This is a genomic window from Rhizosphaericola mali (assembly GCF_004337365.2).
GTDB classification, from domain to species: domain Bacteria; phylum Bacteroidota; class Bacteroidia; order Chitinophagales; family Chitinophagaceae; genus Rhizosphaericola; species Rhizosphaericola mali.
Genome location: NZ_CP044016.1, coordinates 325,906 through 345,863, shown reverse-complemented (window position 1 = coordinate 345,863; position 19,958 = coordinate 325,906). Strand labels below are relative to the sequence as shown.

19 protein-coding genes are annotated in these 19,958 nt (G+C 33.7%); 8 read left to right on the top strand and 11 right to left on the bottom strand.

All coding sequences use genetic code 11. The annotated features are described in order from the left end of the window. Positions 1 to 159 precede the first annotated feature (159 nt). Together E0W69_RS01425 and E0W69_RS01420 are read right to left on the bottom strand one after the other, a co-directional pair. A complete protein-coding gene (locus E0W69_RS01425) occupies positions 160 to 894 on the bottom strand; it encodes an SMI1/KNR4 family protein (protein WP_131328250.1) in 735 nt (244 codons plus the stop codon). A gap of 374 nt (positions 895 to 1,268) precedes the next feature. Continuing rightward, a complete protein-coding gene (locus tag E0W69_RS01420; protein ID WP_131328249.1) occupies positions 1,269 to 1,802 on the bottom strand; it encodes a helix-turn-helix domain-containing protein in 534 nt (177 codons plus the stop codon). Positions 1,803 to 1,996: 194 nt separating this feature from the next. Here E0W69_RS01420 and E0W69_RS01415 point away from each other — a divergent pair, with 194 nt between their 5' ends. From E0W69_RS01415 to E0W69_RS01400, 4 genes are all read left to right on the top strand, one after another. After that, positions 1,997 to 2,266, top strand: coding sequence for a hypothetical protein (locus tag E0W69_RS01415; protein WP_131328248.1), 270 nt, complete (start codon positions 1,997 to 1,999; stop codon positions 2,264 to 2,266). Between the two features lie 251 nt (positions 2,267 to 2,517). Further along, positions 2,518 to 3,789: a TlpA family protein disulfide reductase gene (locus E0W69_RS01410; protein WP_131328247.1), complete on the top strand. Its 1,272-nt coding sequence runs from the start codon at positions 2,518 to 2,520 to the stop codon at positions 3,787 to 3,789. A 19-nt stretch (positions 3,790 to 3,808) separates the two neighbouring features. Further along, positions 3,809 to 7,021 (top strand): SusC/RagA family TonB-linked outer membrane protein, encoded by a 3,213-nt coding sequence (locus E0W69_RS01405; RefSeq protein WP_131328246.1) that lies wholly within the window; start codon positions 3,809 to 3,811, stop codon positions 7,019 to 7,021. Between the two features lie 17 nt (positions 7,022 to 7,038). Then, on the top strand, positions 7,039 to 8,463 hold the full coding sequence (locus E0W69_RS01400) for a RagB/SusD family nutrient uptake outer membrane protein (protein ID WP_131328245.1): 1,425 nt from the start codon (positions 7,039 to 7,041) through the stop codon (positions 8,461 to 8,463). Between the two features lie 106 nt (positions 8,464 to 8,569). Here E0W69_RS01400 and E0W69_RS01395 read toward each other — a convergent pair whose 3' ends face one another. Continuing rightward, complete coding sequence (locus E0W69_RS01395) at positions 8,570 to 8,863, bottom strand: hypothetical protein (RefSeq protein ID WP_131328244.1); 294 nt, start codon at positions 8,861 to 8,863, stop codon at positions 8,570 to 8,572. 92 nt (positions 8,864 to 8,955) lie between these two features. Further along, entirely contained in the window at positions 8,956 to 9,420 is a 465-nt protein-coding gene (locus tag E0W69_RS01390) for a DoxX family protein (RefSeq protein WP_131328243.1), read from the bottom strand. A gap of 353 nt (positions 9,421 to 9,773) precedes the next feature. Between E0W69_RS01390 and E0W69_RS01385 the strand changes: the two genes are divergently transcribed. From E0W69_RS01385 to E0W69_RS01375, 4 genes are all read left to right on the top strand, one after another. Beyond that, the gene (locus tag E0W69_RS01385) at positions 9,774 to 10,358 is read left to right on the top strand and encodes an RNA polymerase sigma factor (protein WP_131328242.1); all 585 of its coding nucleotides are present in this window, start codon (positions 9,774 to 9,776) and stop codon (positions 10,356 to 10,358) included. Position 10,359: 1 nt separating this feature from the next. Then, complete coding sequence (locus E0W69_RS01380; protein WP_131328241.1) at positions 10,360 to 11,661, top strand: FecR family protein; 1,302 nt, start codon at positions 10,360 to 10,362, stop codon at positions 11,659 to 11,661. A 440-nt stretch (positions 11,662 to 12,101) separates the two neighbouring features. Next, the gene (locus tag E0W69_RS20385) at positions 12,102 to 12,248 is read left to right on the top strand and encodes a hypothetical protein (protein ID WP_191967930.1); all 147 of its coding nucleotides are present in this window, start codon (positions 12,102 to 12,104) and stop codon (positions 12,246 to 12,248) included. A 648-nt stretch (positions 12,249 to 12,896) separates the two neighbouring features. Further along, the gene (locus E0W69_RS01375) at positions 12,897 to 13,052 is read left to right on the top strand and encodes a DUF4974 domain-containing protein (protein WP_150925989.1); all 156 of its coding nucleotides are present in this window, start codon (positions 12,897 to 12,899) and stop codon (positions 13,050 to 13,052) included. A 336-nt stretch (positions 13,053 to 13,388) separates the two neighbouring features. On the opposite strand, the gene E0W69_RS01370 is transcribed toward E0W69_RS01375, so the two are convergent. The 7 genes from E0W69_RS01370 to E0W69_RS01340 form a co-directional block, all read right to left on the bottom strand. Continuing rightward, on the bottom strand, positions 13,389 to 13,985 hold the full coding sequence (locus tag E0W69_RS01370) for a hypothetical protein (RefSeq protein ID WP_131328240.1): 597 nt from the start codon (positions 13,983 to 13,985) through the stop codon (positions 13,389 to 13,391). A gap of 49 nt (positions 13,986 to 14,034) precedes the next feature. Then, positions 14,035 to 15,063: a relaxase/mobilization nuclease domain-containing protein gene (locus E0W69_RS01365; protein WP_131328239.1), complete on the bottom strand. Its 1,029-nt coding sequence runs from the start codon at positions 15,061 to 15,063 to the stop codon at positions 14,035 to 14,037. Further along, the gene (locus E0W69_RS01360; protein ID WP_191967929.1) at positions 15,060 to 15,416 is read right to left on the bottom strand and encodes a plasmid mobilization protein; all 357 of its coding nucleotides are present in this window, start codon (positions 15,414 to 15,416) and stop codon (positions 15,060 to 15,062) included. Before E0W69_RS01360 ends, E0W69_RS01365 begins: the two co-directional genes overlap by 4 nt. Positions 15,417 to 15,899: 483 nt before the next feature. After that, on the bottom strand, positions 15,900 to 16,277 hold the full coding sequence (locus tag E0W69_RS01355; RefSeq protein WP_131328237.1) for a helix-turn-helix domain-containing protein: 378 nt from the start codon (positions 16,275 to 16,277) through the stop codon (positions 15,900 to 15,902). Positions 16,278 to 16,439: 162 nt separating this feature from the next. After that, the gene (locus tag E0W69_RS01350) at positions 16,440 to 16,934 is read right to left on the bottom strand and encodes a YfbM family protein (protein ID WP_225321358.1); all 495 of its coding nucleotides are present in this window, start codon (positions 16,932 to 16,934) and stop codon (positions 16,440 to 16,442) included. Positions 16,935 to 17,396: 462 nt separating this feature from the next. Further along, positions 17,397 to 17,804, bottom strand: a complete 408-nt coding sequence (locus tag E0W69_RS01345; protein ID WP_131328236.1) for a hypothetical protein — start codon at positions 17,802 to 17,804, stop codon at positions 17,397 to 17,399. Positions 17,805 to 18,044: 240 nt separating this feature from the next. Then, positions 18,045 to 19,709: a hypothetical protein gene (locus E0W69_RS01340; RefSeq protein WP_150136669.1), complete on the bottom strand. Its 1,665-nt coding sequence runs from the start codon at positions 19,707 to 19,709 to the stop codon at positions 18,045 to 18,047. Positions 19,710 to 19,958 lie beyond the last annotated feature (249 nt).

Sequence of the window (19,958 nt, the reverse complement as noted above, 5' to 3'; positions counted from 1 at the left end):
TCAGCACATCCGCAAGCAAAATCGCTTGATGATGCTAAATTAATGAAACAAAAGCACAAATCAAGCGGTTTTTGCGACGAAAAAAGTACAAATGTTGAGTCCTAGCACTTCTGCCGCTCTTGTGCCAAACCGATGTTACCTGCTGGCATTTTTTGTTTGCTATCTCCGTCCAAATAATTTTGACAGAAATCCTTTTTTTTCTAGCTTTTCAATTCCCCAAATTAGTTCTGTTTCGTGTCGTTTTGCTTCGTCAATGTTCGGTCCGAATTTTCCCCAAGCAAAACCACTTCGAATAGGTTTGTTTCTTAAGTCGGCAATTACAAAATTGTCAGGAAGCGATAATGCAAAGTTTTTCAAGGTCGTGTCGTTAGATTGTCTTGCGCTATCAAGTTCAATAAAACCATTGTCTTTTTGCCAAATGTCAAAAACTACTTTTTCGTGAATTATATCAAGGTTAGAACTGTTACCATTTTTTCCAAAGTCGTTTACGTGTTCGATAAATTGCGTTAAGTTGTCCGAATGTTTAACAATAACTGCAGGGTCGTGACACACATAAAAAACATTTCCCCAATTCCCATTTTTATCAACATCTAAAATCCAATAATTTCCAAATCCGTCTCCTGCAAGTTGAACTGAATTTGGAAAAAAATCTTCAAAACCAAATTGTCCAATACCGTCAAATGTTACTTCTTCAAGTCCGTAGAATTCAAATCCACTTGCAAATTTTAGCAACGCTATAATTTCAGTAGAAATTTGTCCTGTTGGTAGCGCTTTGGCTAATTCGTCTATTTGTTGGTCAGTTAAACCTTCCTTAAGTTCAACTTTATATTCGTCTCCGTCTTCCGAAACATATTGTTCAGCCATTATCAATTTTAGCTTTTCTGTCGGCGTCATAAAGTTCAATTTTGTAGTCTTGGTGTTATGCTTGCAGGTAACATATAAATATACGCAATTTAGTAATTTCTATATTTCAATCGGAAAAATTAATTATTCAATTGATTATTATTAATTTATCCTAAAAATTCTAATGACGCAAAACTTCTTATATTTATTGCATTGACGCATATAACACAAAATAAGCAATAAGAGATCTGTAATACTTTTAGTAAAATACTCATATATATCCTTCAGTTTTGCATCTTTTAATCATGCCGTAATATTTGAATGAGATGTATTTGTATCAGGAATTTTAAGAACATACTATAAGCTATGATATTATAAAATATAACATTGTATGATTTATAGCCTTTTGTCAACCAATGACTCAATCATTTTTTAATACTTCGGTATTCAAAAGTGCCCTTTTTTTGCCCAAGACGAGTTTCTATTGATCCAATTTTAATGCGGTATTTTAGTAAATTAGATACGTCAGGACCAACTAGCTTAATATCGTATTCATCTTTTATTCCAAGACAAATTTGCTTAATAGTCTTAAATTCCTTTAAAAAGCCATCTTCAATATACAAATCTAAAAAATGTGAGGTATGCTTACCTTCTAGTAAAACATCTACATTTACATTTCTATTTTCTCGTTTAACATATGCCTTCAGACTATTGACCAATCTCCTCCTAGGAGGAATGTTGATTTTGCTATTTCGGAATTCTAGTTCTGAAACGCCGAATGCCTGACTAAGAATTTCAATATTCTTACTATTATGATTGAAGCCACGCTCAATTCTTGATAATGTTGCGTTGGAAATCCCCGTTATTTCATATAACGCTATTAATGAAATACAGATTTTTCCCCTAAAATCTTTCAATCTCTGACCAACATTTGTCAATATTTCTTTATTATTTGTCACATTTCAAAATGAATACAAAAAATAATTTTAATTAGTCTATTTTCGTAATAAAACAAATCGTATATTTGAACTGAAAATATTTACATTTTGATATAATTCTAACTTTAAATTACATAAAGAGTCTTGTTGCAAAATTCTGAGGCAACGCACAAGACAGTGGGAAAGCTCACAAATCTTCTTAAAGTATTCAACTTTTGAGTACTTTTGAAGCGGAGGTGAGCTCCATTGTTAACCGTGCGTATAAGGCCTCAGAAACTTTTAATTGCAACGGGGAAAATGGAGTCTTACCTCTTTTTCTTAACCTAGACTCGTCTTTCTTAACTAGTCAATTAAGAACAATGAGAAGAATAACTACACAATCTCCAAAAAAAAGGAGCGTACAAAGAAATCAAAAACAACAAATGCATTGGCAGATAGCCAAGGCCAATCAACAATATGCGTGCAAACCACGCAACCCAAGCTAATAATAATTTTCCTATAGCGTTCTCCTACTATTTAAATAAATAGTTTAACGCATTACTTTTTGAGTCTTTACTTTTCAACAATGTTAAGTTATAGGCTTATCCAACTATACTATATGCATTCCTTTAGTTGAGGATAACTGCTTGTTTACATTTATTTACACAATTCCAAAATGTTTTTCCTAGTGTGAAATAAATCATTTTGTTAGCGCTCATATTGCACAACATTTTATAACTAACTAATTCAATTTCAAATGAATTTAAAAACGATCCTAATCGTAATGGGGATGCTTTTGCCCATACATTCCGTAAGTGGGCAGGAAATAAAGCCACTAACTATTGGTGACACGGTTCCAGATTTCGAGTTGCCTAACGTTATTAATTACAAAGATTCCGTAATTCATTTACATGATTTTCAGGGTAAATTAGTCATATTAGACTTCTATGGAACATGGTGTGGTGGATGCCAGCCGGGGATTCCCAAACTCGATAGTTTACAAAAAGTATTTAAAGATAAAATACAGGTAATCGTTCTGTGTCACGATGAAAACTTAGATATTGTCCACAAGACGATCCAAAACCGATGGAAAGAAAAGAATTTAATACTACCTTTTGTTTTAGCCAAGGATCCCAAAGAATACATCAATCAATTATTTCCTCACAAAATGGTTCCCCATGAAATATGGATAAGTCCAGACCGTATTTTAGTTTCTACCACTGGAGCAGATGAAGTCAGCTATAAAAATATACGAACTCTACTTAACGGCTCAAAGCCTGTGTTGCAGATAAAAAAAGACCTTTTAGATTTTGATAAGAACAAAGCTTTATTAGAAAATCCAGAAGTATTAAATAATCTAAAGTATAGCTCTTTATTTACAAAACATATCTCAGGTGCGGGCGCCGCATTTGGGCGTCAGTACGATAGCTCCACGAGAAAAAGTAGGTACTATTATATTAACTTATCACCCATATTATTATTAAGACTTGCTTTTGGATGTGATCTCGAAAATAGAGTTTCCCTAGAATGTTCAAACCCCACTGCCATCTATAGCCCCTCTTATTCAAGACAGTGGCGCAACTTACATACTTTCTGCTATGAACAAACAATAATCAATCCTGCTAAAAATTTCTCTCGCAAGCAACTGATGCAATCTGACCTTACTCATTTTTTGGGTTTATCTGTAATTTGGGAACAAAAATTAGTACCATGTTGGGTATTAAAGAAAAGCCATAATAGTGGCAATGAGCATTACAGCCCAAAAAACACTTCTAGAACAGAATTCATTTCTTATCATGGAACTGGCAGTCAAATCATCCACCAATTAGCCGTTTTGGATAGTCCTGTATTAATAGATGAAACGAACAGTAATAGAATATTGGATTTTCAGATAAACAGATCTGATATCAAAAATATACATGCTATCCGAACTGCATTTAATAGTAACAATATCCATTTGCAAAAACAATATCGTAAAATCAATATGCTGATCATACGAGATACGCCTCTGCATAATGTCCATAATTAACCCGAAAAAAATTAACTAGATGAACTATAAATCTATATTATTACTATTTCTTATATGGTCGTACTCCTTTGCAGACAGCTACGGACAAGTATCAAAGCAGGTTACTGTGAGTGGGCGAGTTTTCATACCCGAGAATTCTAAGAAAGAAAAGCTAAAATTGTATTTAAAAAGTAAAAAGGATGTACAGATTGAGCATAAAAATGGCAATTTTACATGTACGATAAGTCAACCAGATACGCTTACAGTTTACTTGCCTGGCTATAAAAAAAAGCAAATACCCGTTTCCTTAGATTCAATACGATTTATTACAGTTAAATTAGATAAAGACGCTCCAGATTTCAACGAAGTCATTGTTTCCACTGGCTATCAACAAATTTCAAGACAAAGAGCTACTGGTAGCTTTGTTGTGATGGATAGCGCACTATTGAATCGCAGTACAGGTGCCAATATATTGGAAAGATTAGATGGAGTTACCAGTGGATTAATTTTCAATAAAAATGTATATGCTGGCGCCCAAAATAATCAATCCAACATTTCGATACGTACCAGAAGTACAATCTTTGCAAATGCAGAACCGCTGATAATTGTAGATAATTTCCCCTACAATGGGGATATTAGTACCATCAATCCTAATGATGTTGAAAATATAACCATCCTTAAAGACGCAGCAGCTGCATCTATATGGGGCGCTTATTCAGGTAACGGAGTAATCGTCATTACTACAAAAAAAGGTAAATATAACCGACCGCCCTCTATTTCTTTCAATGGGAATGTGGGCTTTAGTAGAAAACCTAATTTATACTATACCCCCATATTAAATTCCCAAAATTTTATACAAGTCGAAAAATATTTATTCGATCAAGGATATTACGATTACACTTTATCCACTAAATACCAAAGTATTCTTCCTGCGGTAGAATTATTGAACAGCATGAAAAATGGCCAAATAACAGCTTCGCAATTAGAAGACAGCTTGCTCGTATTAGGCCATTATGACATTCGAAAAGATCTACAGAAATATTTTTATAGAGGTAGCGCGTCTCAACAATACGCTCTAAGTGTAAGTGGCGGTTCAAACAACCAACAATATTATTTATCTGGAGGCTATGATAAATCCCTTTTTTCCTTAAAAGGAAATAAAAATGATCGGGTAACATTAAATGCACAAAACACTTTTCGTATCTTCAAACAGAGACTAGAGCTAAAAATGGGCATTGTATTTACCCATGCAAATACAACAAACAACAATTATGGATTATCCTCCTCGTATCCATATGAACAGATAGCCGATCAACAAGGAAACGCATTATCCGTTCCCATCTATTATCGGCAATCCTATACAGATACAGCTGGAAGTGGAAATCTACTCGATTGGCAATATCGTCCTTTAGACGAACTACACAATGCAGATAATACTTCTCAACTAACTGATTATAGAATCAATGTAAGCGGTTCTTACAAGATATTAACAGGATTGTCTATAAGTGTACTATATCAATACAATAAAGGAATTTCCAAGCAGCAGGATATATATTCACAAAATACTTTTTATACACGTAATTTAATCAATGAGCTCTCTCAGGTAAATCTTTCTTCAAGTAATATTATCCGTCCAATTCCATTAGGTAGTATCGTTGATTTTTCAAATAAACAATATTGGTCGCACAATTTGAGAGGGGTGATAGATTATCATACAACATGGAATTTAAAACACCATGTCTCTTTTTTAGGGGGAATGGAAATCAGGTCGGCAAAAAACGCTAGTCAAGGTTATCGGCTTTATGGATATGATGATGCCACTCTAACCCATTCCAATATGGATTTTTACAATACGTTTCCCGTATACTATAATGATTGGGGTACAGAGATGATTTGGGATGGCATTTCCAACTATAGTTCCACAGCACATTTTCTGTCTTATTTTTCCAATGCCTCATATTCGTTTAAACAGAAATATACATTTACGGGAAGTATTAGGAAAGATGAGTCCAACATTTTTGGTGTTAAAAGTAATCAAAAAGGAGTTCCATTATGGTCAACAGGATTGGCTTGGAATATTAATAAAGAGGGGTTTTATAACTTAGAGGAACTTCCTTATCTAAGATTAAGAACTACTTATGGATACAATGGTAATGTTGACAATACGCTTTCTTCACTTGTAACTATTAGTCCATATACGAATAATGTCTACGGTTCTAAAACCATGTATATTGTCAATCCACCAAACGATCAGTTGCGATGGGAAAAAACAAGAACGATAAATTTCGGAATTGACTTTGCAACAATCCAAAATAGGATTCAAGGTTCGATAGAATATTATCTAAAAAACGGTAAAGATTTAATAGGTTATAGTCCTATGGATCCCACTTCTGGAATGAGCAGTTTTAAGGGAAATGTTGCTGATATGAGAGGAAAAGGGATAGATATTAATCTTGAAAGTCATAATTTGAATGGTATCTTTCTATGGAACACGAATTTTCTGTTCAGTTATGTAAATGATAAAGTGTCCCATTATCTAATGCCTACTGGTTCAATATCTAATTTTTTTACCAATAGCATTTCTCCTATGCAGGGCTATCCTTTATATAGTGTATTTGCACTTTCTTGGGCAGGTTTAAACAAAGAGGGGAATCCAAGGGTATGGCTGGATGGCAACATAACAGAAGGTACAGATATTGGCTATACCAGTGTTCTAAATTCTACCAACCTTAAGAATCTTCACTATATTGGACGGGCTACTCCTGCAATTTTTGGAAGTTTTAGAAATTCCTTTACCTATCGTAGATATGCTTTATCTTTCAATGTAACCTATAAATTCGGATATTATTTCCAAAGACCTTCCATAAACTACGCTAATTTATTCACAGGAAATTATTTTTCTCCAAATGAAATATTCGAACATCGATGGCAAAATCCAGGAGATGAGTTAAAAACAGACATTCCCGCAATGATTTATCCAGCAAATGCCAATAGAGACTTTATTTATCAAAGATCTGATGCGGTTATTGCTAAAGGCGATCATATTCGGTTGCAAGATATTCGTCTAGATTATCAGTTAAACACGGTGTCTTCATTTATTAAAAATACCCAACTCTATATTTATGCAAGTAACATAGCTATACTTTGGAGAGCCAATAAGTATGGAATCGATCCAGATGTTATTCCAGCTGCAAGCGGATATACTTATCCCAATCCATTTATGTTAACAGTTGGGGTTAAAATTGATTTTTAAACTATAACTATTCAAAAATGAAATTAATAAGCAATATTTATTTATGCACTATACTTTTTGTGATGACTTTGGCAAGCTTTGCATGCAATAAAACAGAATTTCTAGATACAAAACCATCTTCCGATATCTCCACCCCTTCAAATTTATCTGACTTGAGGGCAATACTTGACAATATTACATTAAGCTATCATATGAATTATAGTCCTATGATAGCAGAAACATCCGCAGATGATTATTTTCTTGATTATTCTAGTTATCAAGCACTTGTTAGACCCTATTACCGCAATGCATATTCTTGGCAAACGGATATATGGGAAGGTGCTACAAATGCCTCTGATTGGGAATATCCGTACCAAGAAATATTTTACTGCAATGTCGTTCTTAATGCATTAAACAAAATGGAACTTACAGCGCAAAACCAATCTGAATTTAATAGTATTAAAGGCGATGCATTACTCATTCGAGCATTTAATTTTTTTAATTTATTACAAATTTTTGCACCAGCATTTGACAGTAGCACTGCTGCCTCTGACTTAGGTATTCCCTTGAAATTAAATGCAGACATTAATGAAAAAATGAATCGATCAAATGTATTGGTCTCTTATCAACAAGTAATCAATGACTTACAAGAGGCACTTACTTTATTGCCTGAACAACCTTCATCCACATTAAAAAATAGAGGATCAAAAGCCGCAACATATGCTATGCTCGCAAGAGTATATTTATCAATGAGAGACTATAGTGCAGCATTGAAAAATGCAAATAGTTCCTACGTTTTATATAATACGCTTCTAGATTATAATAATTTAAACAAGACCGCTAATTCTGCATTTCCCACTTTAAACCCTGAAGTGTCATGGGTAGGAATTAGTATTTCTAATTACCCTGTTTCCTCCTCGAGCTTATCTTCTGCAACAGGATATAGTATTGATACCACTTTATATAAGATGTATGATAACAACGATCTTCGAAAAACATTTTTTTTCAAGGTGAATACGAATGGAAAGACCATTAATGTGAAAGGAAATTATCTAGGCGCATCTTATTCATCTATTTATAAATTTACTGGGCTGGCGACCGATGAAATTCTAATAATTAAAGCCGAATGCGAAATCAGAAATAATCAAAGAAACGATGCCTTAAATGATCTTAACGAATTGCTTAAATTTCGTTATGCGAACTATATTTTCCCTAAGTATGATACATTAAATAACACAGAACTATTAAATAGAATATTACAAGAAAGAAGAAAAGAACTTGTCTTAAGAAATATTAGATGGTCAGATCTTAGACGATTAAATAAAGAAGGCGCGAATATTATTTTATCAAGAAATCTTAATGGGAATATATTAATACTTGAACCCAATAGTTCAAAATACATTTTTCCAATTCCAGATTACGTCATTCAATTATCAGGTATGGAACAAAATAAAAGAGAATAAAATAATCAATAGCGTACTCTTACATAATAGTTCAAATGGCAGTAAATACAAAAGGGTGATCTTGATATCAAAGACCACCCTTCCGTTTAAATAGACGTCACAAAAATTAATCCGCATTGTAGACGCCTAATTCATCTTGTACAAATTGTCCAGATGCATTTCTACTATAGGAACATATTTTAGAATCATCCTCATCACAACCATAGGATGTTCCAGAATTAATAACGCTATAGTCAGAGGCGTTCTGGCTAATTGTACTTCCTGCCGATTGTGGCGTGCTACCATTGTATCTATACTTGGTAGTTTGAATATTCTTTGCCATGGCTCCGCCGATGGCAAGAACTGCTGCTGCGGCCATGATGACGCTGCGGGCTTTGCTGTTTTTGCTGATTGTAAGCATACGCTTATTTTTTTAAATATGAAATAATAAATCCCTTCCGGTCAGCCATCAGATCGTAGACTCGATTTTTAGCCTACCTATCCGCCATTAAATCAGACTCGGGAAATCCGGACCATTTCCCCTTCTGTTGGTTTGTCTTTATGCTTACCCACGGCCATGGTTAGATAAATACCTACGATTGCTAGCAACCAAAAAAATAGATTAAATAATAAATGTTCTGTCCAACTGAGCTTACTAATGAGCTCTCCACAACTACAAGGTTTTCTGGGAAATTTTCCTGCCACTATAAGTGCTACATATCCCATAAATACCGACATCAATAAACAACTGATATATAGTCCCGCTTTTTTTGTTCTATCAAAAACAAGTAACCCTGCTGCAATAATTTCTCCTAGTGGTATCATATAAGTCACTATTGGAACTAAACTTTTGACTATAGGCTGGTTGGACATATCCCTATAAAAACTATCCATACGAAATACTTTTTCTACACCTGCATACAGAAATAAGATCAGTAGTAATACTCGAATAATGTATAGTATAATTTCTTTTTTCATAATTCTATTTTTTATATTTTGACACTTGATTGTGCTGCTTACTTTTAATTATTATTTGACGTTTAACAATAGTTCACCCTTTTCGACAATATTCACCGAAGTCTTTACCCATCTATGATCTAGGTCAATAAAATAATATTTTAAGGATCGTTTACCTGTTCATTTTTTGTAACTTTAAATTCAGTTCCCTTTCCAGATTAATTACAGTCTTTCATATATATATTGCAGAAAAAGGCCCTTCGTACCAGTCAAAATCTAATTTTTTTTAAATTTTTATTTTGACTATATGTAACTGCCTTTATTACACAGTGTTTTCAAAACACTATTTTTTGACCAAACAAGCGTAGGAGAAAATGGAGGAGGATGAAAAATATAGAGTGAGACGACTGTTTCGACAATTATCGAAAGGAGATGAAAATGCATTGAGGTCTATTTATCATAGCCTTAAGCCAATCATTGACCAATATCTACTTCGATTCGATAATTTGGATAGTTATTTGTCTAATGCGATCAAATCTGAATTACTGGAAAAGTTATGGGACAAACGCGGGCATTTCGCTCATGAAAATACACCGATTGCCTTGATGTTGGGGATGGTACATAAGATTGCTTTATACCGACTCAGACAAAAACATGACCATACCGTTTCTATTATAAATGCCTACCATAAACGAAGTGATTTAGGTGCGGACGATATTTTGTTAAGTAAAGAATATCAAGAGCAATTGGAAAAAGCTATCGCTCAACTACCTCCAGGAGAAAAGAAAATATTTAAACTTAAGTATGAACAGGGGTATTCAAATGACGAGATTGCATCGATGCTTCATTTATCCAAACAAACCATAAAAAACGAAGCTTCTAGAGCTACGATGAAAATAAAACAGTTATTGGGACTAATATCACTTATCACCATTATTGAAATTGTAAATTCCTTGTAATATGCATTGGATTGAAAAAAGAAAAGAAATACTTTTTGACAAGCTCCTAAAAAGAACCATCACGGCATCCGAATTGCGTGAATTGGATTTGTTAGGACATCTACAAGATGACGATACCATTTTAGAACACTTAGATAAATGGCAAAGTCAGAATCTTAGTGAAAATGACGGATTGCCAAAGACCTCAGATATAGACATTGAAAACCTTATAGGACAAATACGACAAAAAAAGACTTATCGTAAAAAAATACGTGTTCTTTTGTCTTGTGCCTGCATGGGATTATTTGTTATTTTATTGGTTTTATTTTCTCATTATAATTTTAAGGAGCAACAAGAGCCCGAAGTATTTATTGGGGAAAACTGTTCTATTCTTGCCCCCGATCGTGACCTGGACCAAAAATATTTTGCCTGTGATGTAGAAATGAAAAATTTATTTCAAAAAAGAATAGACAACAAATTTCTAGGAGGCGTCTTTCGTTTCAACAATCTTGAATTCTCTCAGCAACCGACAGGTATATTAAAACTGTCGATTCACCCCAATGTTTATTTTAATTTTCCCCAAAATAGTTTTGTTACAATCAGTACCCCTCCAAAAAGGCAGGCGATCATCTCCCTTCCGAGTGGTCTGTACATTAGATTAGATGGGGGATCTAAATTACATTATCTAATTAATCCTAAAGATAGCGCTGTTATTTATTGCAGGTTGGAAGGACAAGCATATGTGAAGTTCCCGGAAAATAATGGAGCTAAAATGCTCGCATTGGAAAACTATAATAGCCAAATATTAACCTATGGCGGAGAATTTATGGTACGATCTGAGTATGGTTATTCAAAAGCCATTCGTTTAAATGGAGAGGTATCCCTCGCTACATTGCAAGAGCCTAAAGGCAAACCTTTGACCCAGCGTAAAAATATGATGGAAGTTTACCATATAAATGGAGCAAAAAATAAAATAAAAGATTCTTTTACCTATAGTTCCTTAGAAACAACCACCGCCCTTAACTGGACAAAGACCGTGCGTCATTATAACAACGTATCCATCAGAACCTTTCTGTTAGAAATGGAAAGGTGGTACGGCTTCACTATAGAAAGTGTAAGTTGTTTACCCAAAGATCGCAAAATTTCCGCCGCTATCTGCCAAGATGCTACACTTGAGGAAGTCTTTGCAGCGGTATCGAAAAAAGGAATAACCATTTACCAGAACAATGGCATGTACACATTTTGTCCTCCAGCGGGAAGGTTGAAAAAACGAATCAATAATGTAACTTACATAAGACCTATTTTAAATATGAAGGATCTATAAATATTTTAGAATAATGCCTTTTTATCTTTAGTACAAATATTATTAATGATTTTTTTTATTCCAAGATTTAAATAATCTTGGAATATTCTTCGATTTATTTGAAAGCATTCTTTTGAATATATTCGAATATATATTCTTCAACTAAAGATATATTGTTTCTTATTTTTATGAAATATCTGTTTATTTTTTCCAAACTTAAGAAAGTTTTATTTTGGCAATATTTTCGACTTCAACCAATTTGCAGCCAATATAAGATAACCCCATGCTTGTTTAAGGAAAATTCGCTTTTTTATCATTTTTATGGAACATGCGGGTGAATGTTTGGCACAATTGAGGGGTTAGGTAAGGAAAAAAATGGATGTATTAAATAAAGGGATTGAAAATGGGATGAGTAATCATTATATGAATCAATTGAGAAATTAGGAAAATATGGAAAAGCTTTGAAGATAGCTGGCGCAACATTAACTATAGCAAATTTAACAATGAAGTATTTGGGAGATGGTATTAAAAGACAAGATGCATTTGATGGAATTGTTTCAGGCGGATTGTTGTTATTAAGTGTGTCAAATCCAGTTGTAATTATTTAGTTAGTTACTTATGGTTTATTAGGTTCCATGGGGAAATTGAATTTTGCCAAAGAGTTGTTGGGGATTGATGATACTGTTATTCGCAAACATTAACAAAAATAAAATGATTTTTAATTTTTTGTATAATTGGTTTTTAAATTTAGCAAAAATTTTAAAAGGTAAAAACCCAGATTATTCTGCTAAGTTATACTGCACTTGGATTTTGATATCTTGGATAATACCTTTTATTTTTTATTTTTTATTTTTAATTTTATCGAAGGGATTTTTATTTTGTGTTGGATGTATTGTTATGTTTTTGCTTTTCTATTTTACGAATATGGTAATTGGAAAAAAAATGTTAGATGATATTAAAATAAAAAAAACTCCATTTTTTTTTGAAAGTACATGTACTTTGAATAAATTATTTATAGTTATAATCTCATTTCTTATGCTGACAGTTCCAATAATTTTAAGTTTTATTTTATTAAAATTATTTTTTAAATAAGGTTTATTATTAGTGCTTATTACTTAGAAAAGGTTGTAAATTGTTCATACTTACTATATAAATGGAGCAAAAAATAAAATAAAATAAAAGATTCTTTTTCCTATAGTTCCTTAGAAACAACCACCGCCCTTAACTGGACAAAGACCGTTCGACATTATAACAACTTGTCCATCAGAACCTTTCTGTTAGAAATGGAAAGATGGTACGGCTTCACTATAGAAAGTGTAAGCTATCTACCCAAAGATCGTAAAATCTCCGCCGCCATCTGTCAAGGTGCTACACTTGAGGAAGTCTTTGCAGCGGTATCTAAAAAGGTATAACAACTTACCAGAACAATGGCATGTACACATTTTGTCCTCCAATGGGAAAGTTAAAAAACAGATCAATTATGTAACTTGTATAAGAGCCTTTGTATATCCATTGCATAACTAGTAAATAAAAGACAGTTTTACTATCGTTTATTTTAATCATGTTGAATAATCGTCTCTATAATGAAAATCAAAAAGGGTATATTTTTGTGCTCTTTTCTTTACTGTTTGTAGTTTCACTTTGGGGAAGCGGGAAATTATGCTTCCACACTAGAAATAAAACAATAAAACAACTTAAATCACTTAACCAATCTGTACAGAATAAGATATAAACGGTAAAATGCGTTCTTATTTCTCTGCATCTTTACGCATTTCCTTAGCTTTATTTTCCATCTCTATAGCTTGACGAATCATTTCTAGTTTGGCATTGCGATCCTGTTCTAAATTGTTTACACTATCTAGCATATTGGGACGAACTTTATACAAACTATCCACCCATTTCAGTTTTGTTTGCAAGGATTTTCCTTCCTGCAATTGTAAAAACCGATATTTACTGTCATTGAATTTGTAGTTATCCAATTTATTCGAACAATGGTTCCAGCTCGTTATGAGACATACACAAAGCAATAACAGTGCAATAGTTATCCAAAGTAATTTAGGAAAATGATGATGATGGATGTTTGTATGTTCAATAGGGGCATCCAATAACCGCAGTACTCCATTGATCGGTGCTTTTATCGCCTTGATTTCCTGTGTAAGTATTTGAGAAAACAAATCACCTTTTTTTATTTGATGAAGCTCATTTCGGATGGCTTCCAGTTTTGGTTGCAAATGATCGGATTTACTCGTTTGCTCTTGTATGCGTACGAGTAAATCATTTTGTTCTCGGAGTTTCTTTACAACTGTTTCTATTAAAACGGTTTGAATATCACTGTTTGATTCCATAAATTTTACTTTAAATAGGTTTTCAATAAATTGTTGGGTCTACACTTAATTACATTCTCATCGAATTGTCTCGATTACGTTTTTTCTTCTTTTTGTCCTCTGTGATATGACCGAAATAGTTTCCATCTTCAGCTGGAAGACTGATCGCGACTTTCCATATTTCAGCTAGTGCTGCATGTACATTTTCTAGCGTATTCGAATTGAGGTCTCCTGTGTTTTGATAGATAGCTGAATCGGAATATTTATCGAAACGACTTGCATGGTTATCTTTAGACGCCAAAGGAGAATCAGCGTTCTGGCTATATTTTGAACGATTATTCTGCGTCGATGAATCTTTTATTTTTGTTTTCAATTCCACCACCCTAAAGATTTTATGCAGACCATTATAGGAAAAGCGACGATCAATGGAACTACCTTTAAAGCTATATTCTCCTTTTCTAAAACTGATACCCTCGATCTGTTGTGTTCCTCTTCTGTATTTAAATTGCATGTGGATTCCCTGCGGTAAAAGGGCTTTTTCTAGTCGTGCTAGGCTGGAACATTGAAGGATTTCGTTGGTTATTGTATAGCGTATTTCATTACGAACCAGCTCCATTTTATTCAATGAAATTTGATTGCTTCCTATTTTTTTCTTTTCACCCGCAGAAATCAATCCAAATTTCAAGGTTAAAGCCTGTGCTGCTTTCTTGCCCCTTAAGCCGATCCATTTGTCTGAAATTACCGTTCCTTCATTGTTGACCAGATTGGCAATTATATGCAGATGCGCATGGTTTTTATCATGGTGACGAACGATTGTGTACTGCGTATTTTCTACACCTAAGTTGTTAAGATAGGTCTGTGCTATCAGAACCATCAATGCATTATCAGGCTTTTCATTTGGATGAAAACTTAAGATACCATGAAAGCAGGCATTGTTTTTTGATGCATGCAACAATCTTTGCATTTCGAAATCTATCGCCATTAAATTAGCATCATGGCTTCTTACACCAACTGCGCATAATACTTCTGCCTCTTTTTTATTGAGAACGTAATTACAACTTCGCTTAAATGATCCGGAACTAATATATTTACTGATCATGGTCTTTTTAATTTTTGAAGTATCTCGTCTAGTGCTTTTCTATAATTTTCGAAATAGGTTAATCCAGATAGAATACCTTCTTGGTGACAAAGCTTTGCTACCTGATTGATGTTGTTTGCCATGCCAGCAAGTTGTCTGATCAACTGCATTTGCGGTATCGATAGACCGGAGTATATTTTTGAAAACAAGGCGGCTCTTCGCAAATAAGAGGATATTTTCAATCCTGCTTCTTGTGCTTTCTCGCTTACGATAAGATACTCGGCAGAAGACAATCTAAGTGCAAGACGACGTTCCTTTTTACGATCCAACTTTGGTCTACCTCTTGATTTTCTCTTTGTATTTTGTGTTTCCATACATGTCATTTTGAAGTAAAAAAATAAGCTTCTGTTATTCCAATAAACATTGGCTTACAACCAATCAATTGCGACCATCGGGAGTCAGGGGCAAGCGTAAATCCGTGATAGCGGATTTATTGTTCGACAAGAACACCGCTTGCCCCTAAAAACACCAATAGTTCCAACTATATGAGTCTTTGGTTAAAGTCTTTCATAAGAAAGTGCTCAGAATCTAACTTTTGTATTATTTACTGGATATATCTTTTAAAATCCAACTATCTCATTTTACTAAATCAATGAGAATATTTGGCATTAAAAACTAAAGATTGAACTCGAATATTTTACTGAGAAAAGCAACATTTAGAAATTACTCTTTCCAAAATAAATAGCCTTCAACTCAAAAAAAGCAATACTAAAAATGGAATATTTTCAGAAAATCAAAGCACTTCAAAGACTTTAATTTTTACACTTTTTAAAATTCTGAGAATAAAAAATACACAATTAACTGCGCTGTTTCTTAAATCTTTGATGTATGGATCGCATATGATTTGGGGCTATAGCGAGATTTCCCTCCGATGATTCTCGCGGTTGTTTTTTCAAATAAACATGATCAATCCAATCTAAAAAGTCAGATTGTTTTATTTTAAATGCTTTGCCATTTTTTACGGCTGGGAGTTTTTTGTGTTCAATATAATAGCGTGCCGTATTGATCGGAATCTTTAAAATCGCAGCTACATCTTTTAAATTTAGTAGTGCATTGGGATTTTCTTGCCGTACGATTTGTGCTTTGGGTTGGTTGACAGAAATTAGGTCAACGCTAGACTGTAATCTCTCTAAACGAGATACAATGTCTTCAAATGGATTAGTTACAGATTGCATATACTTTCATTTTTAGATGAATTGATACATGCAATTTGCTTGTAAAAAACAGATAAAGTAGGCGGAGGGACTTCCATTTTAGGTATTGCCTAAAATGCTTGTTAGAAATAGTTAGGATGAAATTTTACACAGTTCATGTTAGCTGTAGCCTTGTTTTATTGATTAGTTTAGAAATGTTATAATCGCTTCTCCTTTTTTTGTTGCTTCCGCAAATACGTCTTGCAAAGTTTTAAATCCATCAGCAACGTAATCAAATGCATCGTCGCCTTCATCCCAAATTGTTGGATAAACTTCTAGTTCATTCATTTTTTGGGGATTGAATTTCAGCTTTAAATCGTTAATTGTAATTGCAGAGATTTCTGTATTTAATTCTGCAACTTGTTTTGGTGTCAAATAATGAGCTGGTCCATATCCTAAATCTTGTTCTTCGTCTATTAGTTGTCCGCTAAATAAAACTCTAACAAGATTATGTTCGGCGTTTGCTAAACTTTGTCCTGTGAGCAAAAATATTATTCCATCCCAAGATTTGTCAATATCCGTTAATTCTTTATTTTCAGTTTCATCATCATTGATTCGGTCTTCCAATAATGAACTGTTTTGTAAATATTCTTCTAGTTCGGATTGCTTTACTCGCAGTAAATTTCCTATCATACTCATAAGCAAAATGTTTTTCTATTGTAGTTACGTTATTACATTTTTAAAAAGGTTACAGCTAACGAAGACCGTATTTGCGCAGTCCCGTAGGCTCGTACCGAAGGTACGAAAGCCGAAGGGATTGTGCAAATACGATGTTGTACGCTGGTCGAGCGAAGCGAGGAACAGTGTACAACATCGTATGTAATACGGTCTTCGTTGGTACGCAAGGCGTAGCGGAGCGGAGACTTGCGTACCAACGGAAAACTCATTGGCGAAGTGGCGGATAAATTTGTACGATAGTTCAAATTTGCACGACAGTGAGCCGATGTGTTTTCACAAAAGCTAAATTAATTCAAAAAAAGCGAATGTGAAACACATTCGGCGGAATAGTAGTACAAAAGTTGAAGATTAGTATTAAACCCGCCATTACGCCAATGAATTGTTGCACGCAGGCTTTTAATTAATTTCTGTTGTTTTGTTAATTCAATCTTTAATTTCTACTGGATGAAAATCGAATTCTTTAAAAATTGCGTCTAAATTTAGTTTGCAGTTTCGAGGTAAATTAATTGTAACTATACTACCAAAATCTGTTTGCCAAAAACCACCCAAACGTATAATTTCATCTCCTAGTAATCTATATTCAGACTCCGTAAATTGAGACGTTAATATAAATCGTCTTGTGGTATATTCTGAGTCCTCTATGATTCTTACTATTTCATAGAATCCGTCATTATTTAATCGTGCTTCAAATTCAGTCCCTAAAGTCAATCTACAATTGAAAATTTCGTTTTTAACTGCTTTAAATACATTTTCTGAAAGTTTTTCGACGCATATTGTTGTACTCGAATTAGCACGTTTATCATAAATGTTAATTTCGATTACTTCTTTCATAATACGGTTAGAATTGTGCTTGCGTGCAACGAGCGGGGCTTGGCGCAGGAGCGGAAAAGAAAGTACAAAAGTTCAATTCAGCACTGTCGCAAGCAAAACCGCTTGATGATGCTAAATTATGAAATCAAAAGCATAAATCAAGCGGTTTTTGCGACGAAAAAAGTACAAATGTTGAGGATTTATTCTCCAGCGGCTCTTGAGCCAAACCGATGTTACAGGCATGTGCTTTTTTATTTGTACTTATGGTTTACAAATTATATGAACACCTATTCCATTTTCTTGACAACTGTTTATTAAACTTGAAAGCAGCCATAGGATTTGAATTACTTGGTTCTTTTCTGAAAAAGGGGTTCCTGCTTTCAATTTGTTTAACCTGTCACGCAATTGTCCTCTTGAGATAAAATTGACAGTAAGAATAATTTCCCTTTTCAAATTTGGGTTTAATAAAAGTTTCTTATACACCGCAATTCCGTCTGTAAGATTTGTACCTCTTCTTAATCTTGTTATTGCAGTGTTTGTCCCTCCAATATTTAACGTGTTTGCCCAATGAACTGCTTTCGTATCCAACTGTTCGGTTGATGGGGTCATATTGCCAATATTCTTCAATGCTTGTCCAACTACCTCATGAAAACTTGACGCAGAAAATTGACTGTCGCCATACTTTGAATGAATGAATGTAAGAGTTGTTCCTTTTAGTTTAATGTGATCAGCCCACTCATTGCCCAAGTCATCTAAGATTGAATAATCAGCATCATGAATAATTCTGTTTTCAACGAAATTGAAAATACTATTTATTGTAAATGAAGTTGACGCAGTTGTAAATGTTCCTTTCTCACTCGTAACACTATTTAATTCAGCTCTTCCATTAAACGCTTCAATGAAATTGTCTATGTAGCTTATGAGTTTACTGTCCTTAAAAAGCTTACGATTAGTGTAAACTAAACTTAAATCTTCAAAATTTATAATGAATTCATTATAGTAATTGAAATAACTAGTCAAAGGAGTATTCTTGCCATTGTCAAAAGTTAAAATAAGGTTTGATGCTTTGTGTGAATGAATTGTAATCGACTTTTTGTTTAAAGCAAGCTCAATATCATCAGCAAAGGAAGATTTCAATTTGTAAGCAGTGTCTGTTCCTATTGCTATAGTTTCAACATCAAAGACTTTTTGAAGTGCTGCCAAAATTCTTTGCAATGGAATTTGCCGAATAGAAACACCACTTAGTCGAAGTTCACAGTTTAATAATCTTCCCGTTTCCACATCTTCATGAAATTTTCTCAGATTGAACAAAAATGAAATTGGGATCAAAGTATCTCGGTGTGCTTCGTATTCAATTGGAGTTGCAAACACATCAAGAAATGAATTCCCATGAATATGGTTTCTGATTTTTTCAATTACCTCATGAGCCCAAACCAAAAGAGCATCCAAATACTTCTTCTCGCCAAACTTTGTAATTCTTGAAGTATTAAAAGCTATTGAAGTCTTTTCTTCATAGTTACTTACTCGGACTGAGCTCAAAACATATTTCCCTGCACCATAAGGTGAGAAAGATTTCTTCAAGTCGATGGCTTCAATTGTTTTTCCTCTTATGGAATCCTGAGCGACACTGGTATTGTTCAAAGAAAATTTCTCAAAGAAAGTTCCACTATCAACAAAAAGGGTATTAAGTATGGCATAATCTATAAGTGTAATTCCTTCGTATAGCAATTTATCAATGCCCGAAATATTTTTCCGTGTTATAAACACGTAATCCTTGAAATCAACAATCAATAGGTACGCCAGTTTTTGTTCACGCCATTTTATAGAAATTTCTTCGTCAATAAAATTTGGCAGCGTTTCTAACTTAAAGACACATATTGAGAAATGTAATTCTTGTCCGCCAACATTTCTTGCTTGTTTCTGCATATTCAGCAAGTAGTTTCCTTTCTTATCTTTAGACGCCGCTACAAAAATTTTGTTGATATGTATCGCCGAAAAAAAATTTACGGCGTCCTCTTTTTTGTAGAAGTACGCATTTTCATTAAGGATAATATGGTCTAAAATTGGATGAGGCATCTTTTGTTAGTCAGTTTGTTTAGCATTGCCTGTAACGTCTTCGGCTTGACGTTTTGTGACGGAAATAGTGTTGATTCAATTCAAATTTAGTACAAAAGT

Excerpts from the sequence above, each read along its gene's own strand:
- E0W69_RS01425 (WP_131328250.1), bottom strand. The coding sequence starts at position 894 with ATGACGCCGACAGAAAAGCTAAAATTGATAATGGCTGAACAATATGTT.
- E0W69_RS01410 (WP_131328247.1), top strand. The coding sequence starts at position 2,518 with ATGAATTTAAAAACGATCCTAATCGTAATGGGGATGCTTTTGCCCATA.
- E0W69_RS01405 (WP_131328246.1), top strand. The coding sequence starts at position 3,809 with ATGAACTATAAATCTATATTATTACTATTTCTTATATGGTCGTACTCC.
- E0W69_RS01400 (WP_131328245.1), top strand. The coding sequence starts at position 7,039 with ATGAAATTAATAAGCAATATTTATTTATGCACTATACTTTTTGTGATG.
- E0W69_RS01395 (WP_131328244.1), bottom strand. The coding sequence starts at position 8,863 with ATGCTTACAATCAGCAAAAACAGCAAAGCCCGCAGCGTCATCATGGCC.
- E0W69_RS01390 (WP_131328243.1), bottom strand. The coding sequence starts at position 9,420 with ATGAAAAAAGAAATTATACTATACATTATTCGAGTATTACTACTGATC.
- E0W69_RS01385 (WP_131328242.1), top strand. The coding sequence starts at position 9,774 with ATGGAGGAGGATGAAAAATATAGAGTGAGACGACTGTTTCGACAATTA.
- E0W69_RS01380 (WP_131328241.1), top strand. The coding sequence starts at position 10,360 with ATGCATTGGATTGAAAAAAGAAAAGAAATACTTTTTGACAAGCTCCTA.
- E0W69_RS01370 (WP_131328240.1), bottom strand. The coding sequence starts at position 13,985 with ATGGAATCAAACAGTGATATTCAAACCGTTTTAATAGAAACAGTTGTA.
- E0W69_RS01365 (WP_131328239.1), bottom strand. The coding sequence starts at position 15,063 with ATGATCAGTAAATATATTAGTTCCGGATCATTTAAGCGAAGTTGTAAT.
- E0W69_RS01360 (WP_191967929.1), bottom strand. The coding sequence starts at position 15,416 with ATGGAAACACAAAATACAAAGAGAAAATCAAGAGGTAGACCAAAGTTG.
- E0W69_RS01355 (WP_131328237.1), bottom strand. The coding sequence starts at position 16,277 with ATGCAATCTGTAACTAATCCATTTGAAGACATTGTATCTCGTTTAGAG.
- E0W69_RS01350 (WP_225321358.1), bottom strand. The coding sequence starts at position 16,934 with ATGAGTATGATAGGAAATTTACTGCGAGTAAAGCAATCCGAACTAGAA.
- E0W69_RS01345 (WP_131328236.1), bottom strand. The coding sequence starts at position 17,804 with ATGAAAGAAGTAATCGAAATTAACATTTATGATAAACGTGCTAATTCG.
- E0W69_RS01340 (WP_150136669.1), bottom strand. The coding sequence starts at position 19,709 with ATGCAGAAACAAGCAAGAAATGTTGGCGGACAAGAATTACATTTCTCA.